This window comes from Cytobacillus spartinae, assembly GCF_042865285.1.
In the GTDB taxonomy this organism is placed as follows: Bacteria; Bacillota; Bacilli; order Bacillales; family Cytobacillaceae; genus Robertmurraya_A; species Robertmurraya_A spartinae.
In genome coordinates this window covers 179,853-196,057 of sequence record NZ_JBIACK010000003.1, presented here as the reverse complement: position 1 = coordinate 196,057, position 16,205 = coordinate 179,853, and the positions used below count along the sequence as shown (strand labels likewise).

At 38.0% G+C, this 16,205-nt stretch carries 12 protein-coding genes and 1 riboswitch; of the genes, 8 read left to right on the top strand and 4 right to left on the bottom strand.

What is annotated here, in order from left to right:
- The first annotated feature begins 1 nt into the window (after position 1).
- Together ACFYKX_RS08885 and ACFYKX_RS08880 are read left to right on the top strand one after the other, a co-directional pair.
- Positions 2–709, top strand: a complete 708-nt coding sequence (locus tag ACFYKX_RS08885) for a M48 family metallopeptidase (RefSeq protein WP_389360192.1) — start codon at positions 2–4, stop codon at positions 707–709.
- A gap of 342 nt (positions 710–1,051) precedes the next feature.
- Entirely contained in the window at positions 1,052–1,978 is a 927-nt protein-coding gene (locus tag ACFYKX_RS08880) for a DMT family transporter (RefSeq protein WP_389360190.1), read from the top strand.
- A gap of 139 nt (positions 1,979–2,117) precedes the next feature.
- Here the strand turns inward: ACFYKX_RS08880 and metH are convergent, their stop codons facing one another.
- The 4 genes from metH to ACFYKX_RS08860 are packed head-to-tail and all read right to left on the bottom strand — an operon-like array spanning position 2,118 to position 9,691.
- A complete protein-coding gene (gene metH, locus ACFYKX_RS08875) occupies positions 2,118–5,567 on the bottom strand; it encodes a methionine synthase (RefSeq protein ID WP_389360188.1) in 3,450 nt (1,149 codons plus the stop codon).
- Positions 5,545–7,410: a bifunctional homocysteine S-methyltransferase/methylenetetrahydrofolate reductase gene (locus ACFYKX_RS08870; protein ID WP_389360186.1), complete on the bottom strand. Its 1,866-nt coding sequence runs from the start codon at positions 7,408–7,410 to the stop codon at positions 5,545–5,547. Before ACFYKX_RS08870 ends, metH begins: the two co-directional genes overlap by 23 nt.
- The gene (metC, locus tag ACFYKX_RS08865; protein ID WP_389360184.1) at positions 7,407–8,582 is read right to left on the bottom strand and encodes a cystathionine beta-lyase; all 1,176 of its coding nucleotides are present in this window, start codon (positions 8,580–8,582) and stop codon (positions 7,407–7,409) included. The genes ACFYKX_RS08870 and metC overlap by 4 nt, the downstream gene beginning before the upstream one ends.
- A complete protein-coding gene (locus ACFYKX_RS08860) occupies positions 8,579–9,691 on the bottom strand; it encodes a methionine biosynthesis PLP-dependent protein (protein WP_389360182.1) in 1,113 nt (370 codons plus the stop codon). The genes metC and ACFYKX_RS08860 overlap by 4 nt, the downstream gene beginning before the upstream one ends.
- A gap of 117 nt (positions 9,692–9,808) precedes the next feature.
- Positions 9,809–9,920: riboswitch (SAM riboswitch) on the bottom strand.
- Positions 9,921–10,149: 229 nt separating this feature from the next.
- Here ACFYKX_RS08860 and ACFYKX_RS08855 point away from each other — a divergent pair.
- From ACFYKX_RS08855 to ACFYKX_RS08830, 6 genes are all read left to right on the top strand, one after another.
- The gene (locus ACFYKX_RS08855) at positions 10,150–11,469 is read left to right on the top strand and encodes a Na+/H+ antiporter family protein (RefSeq protein ID WP_389360180.1); all 1,320 of its coding nucleotides are present in this window, start codon (positions 10,150–10,152) and stop codon (positions 11,467–11,469) included.
- Between the two features lie 164 nt (positions 11,470–11,633).
- Positions 11,634–12,083: a MarR family winged helix-turn-helix transcriptional regulator gene (locus ACFYKX_RS08850; protein ID WP_389360178.1), complete on the top strand. Its 450-nt coding sequence runs from the start codon at positions 11,634–11,636 to the stop codon at positions 12,081–12,083.
- A gap of 393 nt (positions 12,084–12,476) precedes the next feature.
- Positions 12,477–13,430, top strand: a complete 954-nt coding sequence (locus ACFYKX_RS08845; RefSeq protein WP_389360176.1) for an ABC transporter permease — start codon at positions 12,477–12,479, stop codon at positions 13,428–13,430.
- Positions 13,420–14,373, top strand: coding sequence for an iron chelate uptake ABC transporter family permease subunit (locus ACFYKX_RS08840; protein ID WP_389360174.1), 954 nt, complete (start codon positions 13,420–13,422; stop codon positions 14,371–14,373). Before ACFYKX_RS08845 ends, ACFYKX_RS08840 begins: the two co-directional genes overlap by 11 nt.
- The gene (locus tag ACFYKX_RS08835) at positions 14,367–15,125 is read left to right on the top strand and encodes an iron ABC transporter ATP-binding protein (RefSeq protein WP_389360173.1); all 759 of its coding nucleotides are present in this window, start codon (positions 14,367–14,369) and stop codon (positions 15,123–15,125) included. The genes ACFYKX_RS08840 and ACFYKX_RS08835 overlap by 7 nt, the downstream gene beginning before the upstream one ends.
- Positions 15,126–15,187: 62 nt before the next feature.
- Positions 15,188–16,168, top strand: a complete 981-nt coding sequence (locus tag ACFYKX_RS08830) for a siderophore ABC transporter substrate-binding protein (protein ID WP_389360171.1) — start codon at positions 15,188–15,190, stop codon at positions 16,166–16,168.
- The last annotated feature ends 37 nt before the right edge of the window (positions 16,169–16,205 follow it).

Genomic DNA, 16,205 nt, shown 5'->3' with positions numbered 1-16,205 from the left:
GATGATTCATACATATTTAGATGAGACCATTAGTTTTGAAATTAAATATAAAAACCGAACATCAATTGGCATCTATATAGATGGGTATGGAAATGTTGAAGTTCAAGCACCAAAAGGTACCCCAGATGAAAGAATCATTCAAGTATTAGAAGACAAGTGGAGTTGGATCCAGGAAAACTTAAAAGAAATGAAGGGTCGATTACGAGGACCTCAAAAAAAGACTTATAATCATGGAGAAAGCTTTCTATATTTAGGAAACACTTTTCCGATAGAAGTCTTACAAGACTCTCAAATCGAGCAAGATTATGTTGTATTTGAAGAAAAGGAATTACATATATATGTGAAAGAATTTGATGATGAGAAGATCAAACAAGCCTTAAGGCGATTTTATTATCAGCAGTGCAAAACCTTGGTGGAGAAGAGTATTCGGAAATATCAGGGCAACTTTAAAGTAAAACCACGCTCTATCCGTATTTCTGATAGCAAAACGACGTGGGGAACCTGTGATTCGAATTTCCAATTAACGTTTAATTGGAGGCTAGCCATGGCACCATTAGATGTTATTGAGTATGTTGTCGTTCATGAAATGTGTCACATGGTTCATTTAAATCACGACCGGTCCTTCTGGCGTCTTGTAGGGAAAATGATGCCTGATTATAAGAGACAGGAGAACTGGTTAGCAATGTCGAGCTGGAAAATGACGGTTTAGTACTGGGGTTAGAGGATCTCTTGATTACAAAGATATGCCTGTGATAGCAATTTGCTATTACCCGCTATCAATAATAAAACTCACAGATGGCAACCTGTATGCTAAATATGCCCTTTTCAAGAATAGCACCTTGCATCAAATGGAGAACAAGGTGTCTTATTGTGTCTTTTAATATAGGAGATAACTGGCCTTATCATAAAACCCAGGATTCATTTAATGAATTCATTTTACAAATATTACAAAATGAACTTTAGCCATTTAGAGGATTGCAGTATATATAGATTTGCAGTAATCTTGATAAGGGAAGAGAATAGAGATAAGTTCTAGAAAGAAGGGCTATGGTTGGCTAGAGGGTTATTATACAGCTTGTTATTACTTCTAATGGTTATATGGGGATTCAATGTCTCGGCCATTAAGATTCTGGTCATGCATTTTCCACCTGTATTTATTCAAGGGGTTCGTGTATTTTTGGCAGGTCTGCTGGTTTTGGTGATCCTGATGATGTTAAGAAGCTTTAAGAAAATCTCCCGAAGAAATCTAATAGGGATTTTTGTAGCAGCTATTTTTGGTGTGTTAGGTCATCACCTTTGTTTAGCAATGGGATTAACGACTACAACAGGGTCAAATGCCGGTCTTATTTTAGGGTTGGTTCCACTTTTCACCTCAATCTTTGCGATGATTTTTCTAAAAGAAGTCCTAACTGTGTTTAAGTCGGTAGGGATTCTCGTCGCACTATGTGGTGTATATTTTGTCATTTTAAATGGAAGTGGACCTCTTTCAGGATTTTCAATAGGGGATCTGTTTATTTTTGGTGCTGTCATTACACAAGCAATTAGCTTTGTATTAATTAAAAAGTTAACAAGCAATCTAGATTCTAGGCAGATGACAGGAATTATGCTTATATTTGGTTCGTTAATGATGATCGGACTAAGTTATTGGCTAGATCCTATAGAGACATTTACATTTAATCAGCCACTTTATGTATGGTTAGTTTTACTAGCTTCTGCTATTTTTGCTACAGGCCTCGGACATATGCTTTATAACTACGCAATTCAGCAACTAGGCGCAGGATCTACTGCTATTTTTATTAATCTTACGCCTTTTTTCTCCCTGCTTGGTTCAGCTATGTTTCTTGGAGAAACGATTGTAGTAGAGCAGTTAGTTGGATTTGTGTTAATCGTGATAGGGGTTGTTTTAGGTACAGGAATGTTAGAGGATATTCTTCGGAATCGTCATCGTCGGAAAATTGCTCAATCTTTGGATGTTTAGATATGAGTAAAGCAGCTACCTTTGAAGGTTAGCTGCTTTATTTATATGTGTTATTAATAGAGCTTTATATACATAAAAGATCAGGATTAGGAGTTTACCCAATATTCTAGCCTTTACTTACCCTATCCAACAAAGGCTACTAGTTCCGCAATACATTAAAATACCTTGCTTCTGGATGAGCAAATACCATGGCCGTTACGGATGCTTCAGGTTCCATCATGAATCCTTCAGTTAGATGAATTCCGATATCTTCTGGTTGAATAAGGTTAAATAATTTTCTTTGGTCCTCCAAGTCAGGGCAAGCAGGGTAACCATAGGAAAAACGTTGACCTTGGTATCTGGCAGAGAAGCGGTCCTTCATTGTCATTTCAACAGGATCAGGGAATCCCCAGCGATCACGCATTTGTCGGTGGACAAATTCTGCAAAGCCTTCAGCAGTTTCTAATGCTAATGCTTGTAGAGCGTGGCTTTCTAAGAAGTGACCATCCTTTTTAAGCTGTTCAGCAGCTTTTCGGATACCGATTCCTGCAGTGACAGCAAAAAATCCTACATAGTCCATTTCGCCACTAGATACAGATTTCAAATAATCAGCTAAGCACAGATGAGGCTCCGATTGTTGTCTAGGAAATTCAAATACTTCCAACACTGTACCGGATAAATCTGGGTGATAAATAATGACTTTATTCTCATCAGATTGGGCAGGGAAGAATTGATAAACAGCTGCTGGCTGAAATTCCTTGTTATTTTTAGTTTGCACAATAAGTTCCTGAACGACTTCTCTAATTCTCAATGTTTTCTCATCCTGATTTTCAATTAACTTTTCAATGTTTCCTTTTATTCCAAGATGATGGCCGAGAAGCATTTGCTGATTAATATACGGCTCAATATGGGAGAGTGAGACCGTTTTAAGAAGATGCCTTTCCGTATCTTTTGGTACAAAAACAGGTACATCGGTCCGCACCGTCTTTTTAATTTTTACCGCAGTCGCTACACCACCTTCAGAAGGACGGTTAAACGTTACAGGCTGTAAATCAGCCTTTTCTCTTTTCTCAACAATGAGTTTTTCAATTTCTACAGGATCCCTTAATTGGTTTGCTAGTGATAACCCATTCATTGCATCCTTTGCGTAAAGTACAAGACCTTCATATTCGTTTGCAATTTTCGTATCTGTAAATTTTCTAGAAAGAGCAGCTCCGCCTACTAAAATCGGAATCTCAATTCCTGCTTGTTTCATGTCATGTGCCGTTAACACCATTTGCTGTGCCGATTTAACTAATAGACCAGATAAACCGACGATGTCTGGTTTTTCTTTTTTAATGGCGTCAATCAAAGTGGCTGATGTTACTTTTATCCCTAAATCAACAACTTCGTACCCGTTATTACTTAGTATGATATCTACTAAGTTCTTACCGATGTCATGTACGTCGCCTTTTACCGTTGCTAAAAGAATCTTTCCTTTATGAGAAGAATCCGTTTTCTCCATATACGGTTCTAAAAAGCTTACCGACGCCTTCATAACCTCGGCACTTTGTAATACCTCAGCTACTATCAGTTGATTATCATTAAAGAGGCGGCCGACTTCTTTCATTCCTGTCATTAAAGGTCCATTAATGATATCAAGTGGGGAAGGGAAGGTTTTAAGTGCAAGCTCCAGGTCAGGCAATAAGCCTTCTTTTGTACCTTCTACGACATAATAAGCCAGTCTTTCTTCAAGAGTCATATCAGGCATAGTACTTTTTAATTCCTTCTTTTTCCCGCGGTAAAACTCAGTAAACTTAGCTAGTATTTCATCGTTTGTATGGAACAAAAGGGCTTCAGCCAGTTCAACCTCTTCTTTTGAAATGGAGGCAAATCGTTCAAGCTTTTCCGTATTCACAATAGCGTAATCTAAGCCAGCTTGAGTGCAATGATATAAAAATACAGAATTCAGCACTTCTCTTCCAACAGGAGGGAGACCGAATGACACGTTACTTATCCCAAGAATAATTTGTGTTTCAGGCAAATGTTCTTTGATGAGACGAATGCCATCAACCGTTGCTTTGGCTGAGCCGATGTATTGTTCATCTCCAGTTCCGACAGGGAATACGAGCGGGTCAAAAATGATATCCTGTGGGGAGATCCCATATTTATGAACTAACAGGTCGTGCGATCGCTTTGCAACCTCAAGTTTATTTTCAGCCGTTACAGCCATCCCTGTTTCATCAATCGTTCCTACTACTACAGCTCCTCCATATTTATGGATGAGGGGAGCAATGGCTTCAAATCTTTCTTCTCCATCCTCAAGATTAATGGAATTAATAATTGATTTTCCTTGGGAGTAACTGAGAGCTTTTTCGATAACTTCTTCATTCGTTGAATCAATGACAAGAGGCACTTTAACTTTCTTAACAACCTCTATTATAAAATTCTCCATATCCACTAATTCGTCTCGATCCGGATCTGCCATACAAATGTCGATTACATGAGCTCCACCTTTAACCTGTGCCCTTGCTATTTCGGAAGCTTCCTCAAACTTTCCTTCGCCTATTAATCTTTTAAATTTCCGCGAACCAATGACATTTGTTCTCTCCCCAACCATGATAGGGCGAAGAGTCGGGTCATCATAAATAAAAGGTTCAATTCCAGATACCATGTGAAGCTTATTTTCCACACTTTTACGTGGTGAGAAATCCTTCATTTTTTCGGCTATGGCTTTAATATGTTCCGGCGTAGTCCCACAACAACCACCCACAATATTTAACCAGCCTTCAGAGGCAAAGCCAGCAAGCTTCTGGGCTAACGACTCCGGAGTTTCGTGATAATTTCCTTCTTCGTCTGGAAGACCAGCATTAGGATAGCAACTAACAGCAGAAGAAGAAAGATTGGATAGTGATCGAATATGGTCTTGCATAAACTCTGGGCCGGTTGCACAGTTTAATCCCACCGCGAATGGCTTCATATGCTCCACAGAAATATAAAATGCTTCAATGGATTGTCCAGCCAGCGTGGTTCCCATCGGTTCAATCGTGCCTGAGATCATGATCGGTAATTCGATATTTCTTTTATTAAAAGCATTTTTAATGCCTATGAAGCCAGCTTTTACATTTAATAAGTCTTGGCTAGTTTCTAAAAGTAATAGGTCAACTTCCCCATCAATTAACCCTAAAGCTTGTTCTTCATACGAATCTATTAATGTTTCAAAAGTGGTTCCGCCAGTGACACTTAGGGTCTTCGTAGTAGGGCCCATTGATCCTGCAACAAACCTTGGCCAATCGGGAGTGCTTATTTGATCAACAGCATTCTTTGCAATTAGAGCCGCAACCTTATTTATTTCATAAGCTTGATTAGCAAGATTATATTCCTCTAAAACAACACTTGTAGCCCCAAACGTATTCGTTTCAATAATATCTGCCCCCGCATGTAAGTACTCTAGATGAATGGACTCAATAACAGAAGGGGCTGTTAGATTAAGATTTTCATTGCAACCCTCATACTCTTCGCCACCGAAGTCATCAGCTGTCAAATCCGCTCTTTGTAGCATCGTACCCATAGCGCCATCCATTATAAGAATCTTTTTCTGAAGCTGGTTATCTAATTTTGATTTCGTCATTTTGTTTCCTCCTTAGAACCTGGGCGCTATACTCTTTTGCAAATGTAGCAAGTTCGACAGTCATTTCATAGTTCATAAATGGCGTGATGAGATAGATTCCGTTAAAGAGTTCTGCAGCTACCTCAATTAGAGATTTCGTAATGGAAATTCCTTCTGCCTTCGATTTGATAGGGTTGTCTTTAAAAGCAGCCATGCGATCTTGAACAGATTGTGATATTTTTATACCAGGTACCTCATTGTGTAAAAACTCTGCATTTTTACTACTTGTTAATGGCATTAATCCAATATAAATGGGAGCGGATATATGTTTCGTATGTTCATATAATTCTAGGATTTTCTCTTCAGAATAAATCGGTTGGGTAATAAAATAATCAGCACCAGAAGCAATTTTCTTCTCCATTCTCTCTACTGCTTTATCGATGTGTCGTACATTTGGATTAAAAGCAGCTGCAACCGAGAATGCCGCTTTTTGACCTAAATCCATCCCTGAAGCCGATAAACCATTGTTAAGCTGTTTGATCATTTGAATGAGTTCAAATGAGGAAAGATCGTATACAGATGATGCCCCTGGAAAGTCTCCAACTCTAGCAGGGTCACCCGTTACAGCAAGAATATCATTTAATCCTAGTGTGTGCAGCCCCATTAAATGGGATTGAAGTCCAATAATATTTCGATCGCGACAAGTAATATGGACAAGAGGCCTTAATCCGACTCGCGTTTTAACCAAGTGCCCCAAAGCAGTATTGGAAATACGAGGGGAGGCCAATGAATTGTCAGCTAAAGTGATGGCATCAATCCCTGATTCCTTTAAGGCATGTGCTCCGTTGAAAAAACGCGTCGTATCCAATTTTCTCGGTGGGTCCAATTCTACAATAACGGAAGACCGTTTTCTCACGATGTCTTGTAGAGGAGGCTCCTCTCGAAAAGTAGGGGAAGGATCAATCTTAATCTTTCTATTCTTCGTTTTAACCGATTTTTCAGTAATAGGAGCAACATTTTTGAGTTCATCTGCAAACGCCTTAATATGATTCGGCGTTGTCCCGCAGCATCCTCCTAATAATCTTACACCTTGATCGCGGAAGGAGAGGGCAGATTTTCGAAAGTAGTCTGAATCTCCTTCATAATGAAATTTCCCATCTGTATAAGTAGGAAGACTAGCATTTGGATAGGCAGATAGAAAAGCGTTCTTTGGTAATTCGACCTCTTCTAACGTAGAAAGCATATGATGTGGACCAAGCCGGCAATTGATTCCTACCACATCTGCCCCAAAATCAACGAGACGCTTTAACGCATCATTAATATGGGTTCGATCCTGTAGAAAGTATGGTTCCTGAAGGGATAGTTGAGCGATAATAGGTAGATTAGATTCTCTTCGTGCAATCGTTAAGATTGTCTCAAGTTCCTCTAGGTCATAAAATGTCTCTAATAATAACCCATCGATTCCTTCTAGTAATAAGCAATACAGTTGTTCCCTAAAGCTTCTTTTAATTTCCTCTAACAAAATCGAATTAGGTTTAATGCCTCGATTTCCACCTATTGTTCCTAAAACATACGCTCTGTTATGTGAGGCCCGCTTAGCAAGTCGAACAGATGCACTATTAATCTCTTTCACTTGATCTTCTAATCCATACCTTTGAAGCTTCAAATAATTGGCTGCATACGTATTTGTTTGAATAAGGTCTGCTCCAGCGTCGATGTAGGCTTCGTGTATTTTTATAATGTCTTCTGGGTGAGAGAGATTCAACTCTTCAAAGCAACTATCCGTACCGAAGGAGTAGAGAAGCGTACCCATAGCGCCATCAGCTATTAAAATTTCATTTTGTAATTTTTCTAAAAAACTCATCGTGCTCCTCCTTGTGTGACGCTATGAATCTCACTCTTTTGTAAGGCATGTGAAAAATCATTAATTAGATCTTCGGGGTGCTCAAGACCGACGGAAAGACGAAGAAGACTATTTGTAATCCCCCTTTTTTTACGTTCAACTTCTGGCATGGCTGCATGAGACATTTTAGCAGGATAGGAGAGAATCGACTCGACTGCCCCTAAGCTAACTGCAAATACTGGAATCTGAACGTTTTCAACAAATGACCGTAACACTTGCTCATTTTCTAATTCAAACGAAAGGACCGCTCCTGAGCCTTTTGCTTGAGTGGATTGCAAATCATACTGAGGATGATGGCTTAATCCTGGATAATACACATGCCTGACTAAAGGATGTGTGTCTAAAAACCTAGCTATCTTTGAAGCGGATGCCGAAGATTGCTGAATTCTAACCGATAAGGTCTTTATCCCTCTCATTACTAACCACGCATCTTGGACACCGAGAACAGCACCGAAAGAGTTTTGTAAAAAGCCTAGTTTTTCACCAAGCTTTTCATCCTTCACCACTGCAAGCCCAGCTACAACATCACTATGTCCTGACAAAAATTTCGTTGCGCTATGAAGCACAACATCTGCACCTAATGTAAGGGGCTTCTGAATGGCAGGTGTTAGAAAAGTGTTATCTACGAATGTAAGTGCATGATGTTCTTTTGCAAGCTCACTTATAGCTTTAATATCTGTTACTTTTAACAAAGGATTAGAAGGAGTTTCTACATAGAAAACCTTTGTATTTGGCTGAATAGCAAGTTCTACTGATCTCAAATTGGTCATATCCACAAAGGTGTGCTCAATCCCATATCTTGAAAGGACCTCGGTAATCATCCGATAAGTCCCACCATATACATCCTCTGAAATAATGACATGATCCCCTTGTGATAAAAGTAAAAAGGCGGTTGAAATAGCAGCCATACCAGATGAAAAAGCAAATCCTCTTGTCCCTTCCTCTAAGGAGGCAATGAAATCCTCTAGTGCTTCTCTTGTAGGATTTGAACTGCGGCTATAATCATATTTACCAAATTGATCAATATTGCTTTGATGAAAAGTAGATGCAGGATGAATAGGTACACTTACGCCTCCGGTAGCTGGATCAAACTTATGCCTATTGTGTAGCAGTTTTGTTTCAAAGGAAGTCATAGTTTTACCTCCGATCCTACCTTCGCAAAGGCCTGTTCAAGGTCGTGAATAATATCTTCAGCATGCTCAATCCCAATTGAGAATCTTAATAGTCGATTACAGACACCCGTTTCAATTCGAATATGTTCTGGGATATCAGCATGTGTTTGTGTGGCAGGGTAGGTGATAAAGCTTTCCACTCCACCTAAGCTCTCAGCAAACGTGATAAGCTGAAGGCTTTTTAAAAAGGGGTTGACCCAGGTTTCATCTTTAATTCGGAATGAGAGCATTCCACCGCGACCTGGATACAAAACGTCGGTCACACCTTCATGATTCAGTAAAAACTGATAAATCTTACCTGCGTTTTTTTCGTGCTGATCCATTCTAAGTGCTAAAGTTTTCATTCCACGAATTAATAACCAAGAATCGAAGGGGCTTAAAACAGCACCAGCACCATTATGATATAGGGCAAGTGATTCACATAATTCTTTTCCTTTTGCCACAATTAGCCCTGCAAGCACATCATTATGACCACCTAAATATTTGGTAGCACTATGAATCACGATGTCGGCACCTAGTGTTAGGGGTTTCTGTAAGTAAGGAGTAAAAAAAGTATTATCAACGATTAGCAGTAAACCATGTTTCTTTGCGATGGATGCCACTTCAGCGATATCCGTCTGTTCCATTAATGGATTTGTTGGAGTCTCTAGAAAAATGGCCTTCGTTTGAGAAGTAATCTGACTAAGGATATTTTCAGGTTTACTTGTGTTTATGTACTTACATGTGAGCCCCCACTTTTTAAACCCTTTTTCCAACAGACGGTAAGTTCCACCATAAAGATCCTTTGACACAATCCATTCGTCACCAGATTGAAAGAGGGAAAGAACAGTGAAAATCGCAGCCATGCCTGAACTGCAGGCATATCCTTGTTCACCTTCTTCTAGTTCAGCAATGGCGTTCTCAAGGATTTGCCGAGTCGGATTTCCGGTTCGTACATAATCGTAGCCGGTAGACTGGCCAATTCCTTCATGTCGATATGCTGTTGAAAAATAGACAGGTGGATTTACTGTTCCTGTCACCGATTCACTACGATTTCCGATTTGAGCAAGCTTAGTTTCAATACTTTTCATTTTTTTCTCCCTTTTGGCTTATTGTAAAATTGTTTCTCCTAAGAAGAGGACCAAAAATAAAAAAGTCCTCTTTATGTTAGATAAAGAGGACCTTGTGAAGTCAAAGGGATGACCGTCCTCTTATCTGCCAAGTTTTAAATAAAACTTGATGGAATTAGCACCTTTTCAAACAAAATTGAAGGTTGCTGAGGTGTCATAGGGCCATACCCTCGACCTCTCTGGATAAGAGATAATATCATTTAGTTTTTAATTTTCTGTAAACTTTACTATATGAAACAGGCTATTGTCAATAGTTCTTTTGCGATGCATTTTAGAAACTAGTCTTTAGTATGAAAAAAATGTATTGCTGTTAAAGGAAACAAATTGCATTGACAACTATTCTACCATAATGATAATCTATCATAGTTGCTTTATTATATTAGTGATTTACCAAGATAAAGGATTTTGAGGTGATAGTTGTGAATGCTGTGTTAGTTGCAGTTATGGTTATGTTAGTTCTAAGTTTGGCACGTGTCCATGTTGTATTAGCACTTACCATTGGTGCTTTAACAGGAGGCCTTTTAGGAGGACTCGGTATAGAACAAACGGTTACAGTATTTAGTGAAGGACTTGGTGGAAGTGCGACTGTTGCACTAAGCTATGCACTTCTTGGAGCGTTCGCTGTTGCGATTGCGCGTACAGGTTTGCCAGAAGTTATGGTGAATCTAGTAACAAAAATGGTTGGAAGAAATTCGGACACGAAAAAAGTAGTTTTATCAAAAGCACTAATTTTCTTTTTACTTGTACTAGTTTCATCGTTTTCTCAGAATGTGGTTCCCATTCATATTGCTTTTATACCAATCTTAATTCCACCTATTTTAAAAATTTTGAATGAATTAGGTGTAGATCGTCGAGCAATTGCAACGATTATAACGTTTGGATTAACAGCTCCATATATTTTCTTGCCATATGGTTTTGGAGCTATTTTTCATGGGATTATTGCTGACAATATGAAGGAAAACGGCCTTGCAATCGATTTAGCAACAATTCCAAAAGCAATGGCACTTCCAACAGTAGGCCTAGTAGTTGGATTATTGATTGCCGTTCTTTTCACATATCGCAAAAAACGTACGTATGAGAATCGTAACATTGTTGGGGCACAAGCAGAAAAGCAAGTCTACACAAAATGGACGATTGGCGCAGCAATTGTTTCTATTGTGGTGACGCTAGTTGTTCAAACGATGTCTGAATCCATGATTATTGCAGCATTAGCAGGTTTAGTTGTTCTAATTGGAAGCGGTTCGTTAAAGTGGAGGGAAGCCGACAATGTAGTAACGGAAGGAATGAAGATGATGGCGTTCATCTCGTTCGTAATGTTAACGGCATCAGGCTTTGCTTCCGTTATTCGTGAGACAGGGCATGTTGATTTGCTAGTATCTCAAACAGCTATGATTGTTGGGGATAGCAAAGCAGCAGCAGCTTTACTTATGCTTGGAATTGGGTTATTTGTCACGATGGGAATAGGTTCATCATTTGCGACGATTCCAATTATTGCAACGTTATTTGTGCCACTTGGTATGGAGGCAGGCTTCTCTGCGCTTGCAATTATCTCCTTAATAGGAACAGCAGGTGCATTAGGAGACGCAGGTGCACCAGCCTCAGACAGTACATTAGGGCCAACAGCCGGATTAAATGCTGATAAGCAACACAACCATATTTGGGATACCTGTGTTCCGACGTTCATACACTTTAACATTCCGTTGTTTGTTTTTGGATGGATTGCGGCCATGGTGTTGTAATAGTAGGAATAAAATGAACTTAATTATAGACATACTGAAGAGGATGAAAATACTTTTTTTCATCCTCTTTTTGCATTTTGGCAAAACAAGAAAACAATTGCTAGGGATTGATTCGTTGATATAATATTTTTATATATCGTATCCATATACAGATGGATAAAGGAGTGAAAATCATCGTTAAAGAACATTACCGCTTAGATGATTCAATTGGATACAAGTTATTTCATGCTTCTCGATTAATGAATAATCGATTAAACCAAAACTTCCGTCAAAATAATTTTTCCATTACATACGAACAATGGCAGGTTCTTAGTCGACTTTTTGAGGAAGATGGACAAACTCAAAATCAAATAGCCATAAATATTGAAAGAGACCAAGCAAGTATTTCCCGTTTAATTGATAATATGATTAAAAATGAATTAGTAAAACGTGTTCCAAATGAAAATGACAGACGAATTAAACATATTTATTTGACAGAAGAAAGTATAGAGTTAAAAGATAAACTTAATGAATTAGCATTAAAGACCATCTCACAGGCAACAGAAAAAATTAATGAAGAAGACTTAGAAACTTGCTTAAGGATCCTTGACCAAATAAGGGAAAACCTTAAATAAGAAAAGAAGGTGATCTAGAATACACCTTCTTTTTTCGTGCTTTGTAAGCTTTGCTCCACCATTCTGCAATGAAACCCTCCCCGAATCCTCTAGAACCTAAACCTGCACTACAACGGAGGTGAGAGGATGCCTCATTTAAAATAAATTGTGCATGTACAAATATTGCGATTTTGTGAAAATAAAAAAATATAGTTTGTCTGATTAAAAATTTTGATTTTTCATATTGACAGATGATAATGAGAATTGTTATCATCAGTTTAGTTAAAAACTTGTTCAAACAAGTATCTATTTAGTGGTTTAAATCACTAAATTTTTTAATGTTTTAAATTGATAATGATTATCAATATCTCCGCTGGTTTTATGCCATAACGTTAGAGCTGTGAGGAAAAGATTATGAAACTAGTATATTTAGTCATCTTGTTAATTTTATTATCCATCACTTCACTGTTTGTAGGAGTATCTAGTATATCTCCATTAGATATCTTCAATCTAAGTGAAGATCAAATCGAAATCCTACTCATAAGTCGTATTCCTAGGCTCATTAGCATCTTAATAGCGGGTATGGCGATGAGTATAGTTGGACTTATTATGCAGCAGTTAACGAGAAATAAATTCGTATCACCAACAACTGCTGGAACGATGGATTCGGCTAGACTTGGAATTCTCGTTGCATTGATCCTATTTCCTACAGCAGGAATGCTTGAGAAAATGTTTGTTGCGTTTGGATTTGCCTTACTAGGGACCTTTGTTTTTATGAAAATCCTAGACAAGATCAAGTTTAAAGATGCCATCTTTATTCCACTTGTCGGTCTCATGTTTGGTAACATCGTTGGCTCCATCACAACTTTTTTCGCATATAAACATGATCTGATTCAAAGTATTGGCTCATGGCTACATGGTGATTTTTCCATGATCTTAAAAGGAAGGTATGAAATTCTATATATAGCCATACCTGCCGTCATTGTTGCTTACATATTTGCAAATCGTTTTACCATCGCCGGGATGGGAGAAGATTTTTCTACAAACTTAGGACTTAATCATAAACAGGTAGTAAATATAGGTTTGGTAATCGTTGCTCTAGTATCTTCTGTTGTCATGCTGACGGTAGGGGCCTTGCCTTTTCTAGGGTTAATCATTCCAAACATCGTTACGATCTATCAAGGGGATAACTTGAAAAAAAGTTTGAATCACACCGCGGTTCTTGGGGCTGCATTCGTATTATTCTGTGACATCCTTGGCCGAGTCATTATTTTCCCGTACGAGGTATCAATCGGGTTAACGGTTGGTGTGATAGGAAGCGGTATTTTCCTATATTTACTTATTAGGAGAAGAGCACATGGGTTATAAAGCAAAGATTCTTATACTAGCCATTTTATCAATCGCCTTAACAGCATTGTTCTTGTTTTGGGATATTGGAGAACATTGGGAGTACGTTCTACCGAAAAGAGCAAAGAAAATATTTGCCATTATATTAACAGGAAGTTGCATAGCTTTTTCGACTATCGTTTTTCAGACGATTACCAATAATCGAATCTTAACTCCGAGCTTAATTGGGCTAGATTCTCTTTATATGCTGATTCAAACGGTTATCGTTTTCCTATTTGGTGGTACAACGCTTACGATGATGAGCCGTGGACATCACTTTCTTCTATCAGTTGGATTAATGGTCATTTTCGCATGGCTGTTATTTAGATTTATTTTTATGAAAAAAGAAGGAAGAAACATTTACTTTCTTTTATTAGTCGGGATCATCATGGGGACATTCTTCGGAAGTATTTCTTCCTTTATGGAATTACTCATTGATCCAAATGAATTTCTAGTTATACAAGATTCCATGTTTGCTAGCTTTAACAATGTGAATACAGATCTTCTCTTACTATCAGTGATATTAATTATTCTAGTAACCCTTTATTTCTTAAGACATGTAAAGTACTTAGATGTCATTTCTCTAGGAAGAGATCAAGCGATTAACCTAGGAGTTCCTTATGATGCTGTTGTTCAAAAGCTTCTAATCGTCATTGCGGTTCTTGTATCTGTATCAACTGCATTAGTCGGACCGATCACATTCTTAGGTTTATTAGTAGCGAATGTCGCTCATGAATTTTTACGAACATTTCGACATTCCTATCTAATTATCGGTTCCATCTTAATCAGTATCATTGCTCTAGTTGGTGGACAATTCATTGTTGAAAGAGTGTTTACTTTTTCAACAACGGTAAGCGTCATTATTAACTTCCTTGGTGGAGTGTACTTTATTTATCTACTGCTAAAGGAGAATAAATCATGGTAGAAGTTAAAAATATTTCAAAATCCTATGGAAATAAGCCTGTAGTTGAGGATGTTTCCGTTAACATTCCTAAAGGAAAAATAACTTCGTTTATTGGAGCAAATGGAGCAGGAAAGAGTACGTTATTGTCCATGGTATCTCGTCTTATTCCAAGAGATAAAGGGCAAGTTCTATTAGACGGTAAGGATATTACATCTTATAAAAGCAATGATTTAGCGAAAACGATTTCGACCTTAAAGCAATCAAACAACGTAAATATTCGAATTACCATTCGTGAGCTTGTTAGCTTCGGACGATTTCCATATTCTCAAGGTAGATTAAGACAAGAGGATTGGGATCGTGTAAATGAGGCAATTCAGTATATGGAGTTAGTAGAATTGCAGGATAAGTTTATTGATCAACTAAGCGGTGGGCAATTACAAAGAGCTTATATCGCCATGGTTCTAGCTCAAGACACTGAATACATTCTACTAGATGAACCACTTAATAATCTGGATATGAAACACTCTGTGCAAATCATGAAGGCATTGAGAAAAATGGTTGATGATCTTGGTAAAACGATTATCATCGTCATCCATGATATTAATTTTGCCTCCTGTTACTCGGATTATATCGTTGCTCTTAAACATGGAAAGGTCATTCGGGAAGGTTCAACAGAAGAGATTATCTCAAATGAAGTACTAAAAGAAGTTTATGAGATGGATTTTCAAATCAATCAAATTGATGGAAATCGGATCTGTGTGTATTTCGCTTAACTAAGGGATTACATTATTAAAAATAATTTAAACATATAAAAACTTTATAGGAGTGAAAGAAAATGAAGAAAAATCTGTTATTAACTTTATTTACTGCAATGCTAGTGATGTTCTTAGCAGCTTGTGGTTCAGACAATACTGAGGAAGCAAGCAATGAACGAGCGGAAACAAAAACTGAGTCAGAACAAGCGGCAGCTGAGCCAGAAGAATTAACCATTAAACATGATTTAGGTGAAGCAGTAGTACAAAAGAATCCTGAAACAGTTGTTGTTTTTGACTTTGGTGCACTAGATATTTTAGATAAGCTTGGTGTTGAAGTGGATGGAGTTCCTCAAGGTGGAACATTCCCTAAATACCTTTCGAAATTTGCTGGAGAAGAATATGAAAATGTAGGTAGTTTAAAGGAGCCAGACTTTGAAGCCATTTATGGGATGGAGCCAGATTTAATTTTAATTTCTGGTAGACAATCAGCTGCATATGAAGAATTAAACAAGATTGCTCCAACAGTATTTGTTGGTGTAGACAACGCAAAATACATGGAATCGTTTACTCATAATGTAAATACATTAGCAGAAATCTTTGGTAAAGAAGCAGAAGCAGAAACTGAACTTGCAAAGATTAATGAAGCTATTGATTCGTTAAAAGCTGTTACAGCCGCAGATGACAAAAAAGGTTTAGTTACATTAACTACTGGTGGGAAGTTAAGTGCATATGGCCCTGGTTCTCGGTTTGGAATTCTTCACGATGTATTCGGAGTGAAACCAGCTGATGAAAACATCGAAGCTTCTACTCATGGTATGAGCGTAACGTTTGAATACATTGCAGAAACGAACCCTGACTATCTATTTGTTGTTGATCGCGATGCAGTAGTTGAAGGAAACGGAACAGCAGCTGACATGTTTGACAATGAACTTGTAAATAAAACAAACGCTGCAAAGAATGGTAAAATCATCTACTTGGATCCAGCCCTATGGTACATTGCTGGTGGCGGTTTAACTTCTGTTGCTCAACAAGTTGCGGAAATTGAAGCAGCGTTAAAATAATACATTAAAGGATTCATAGCAGTCGTTATGAATCCTT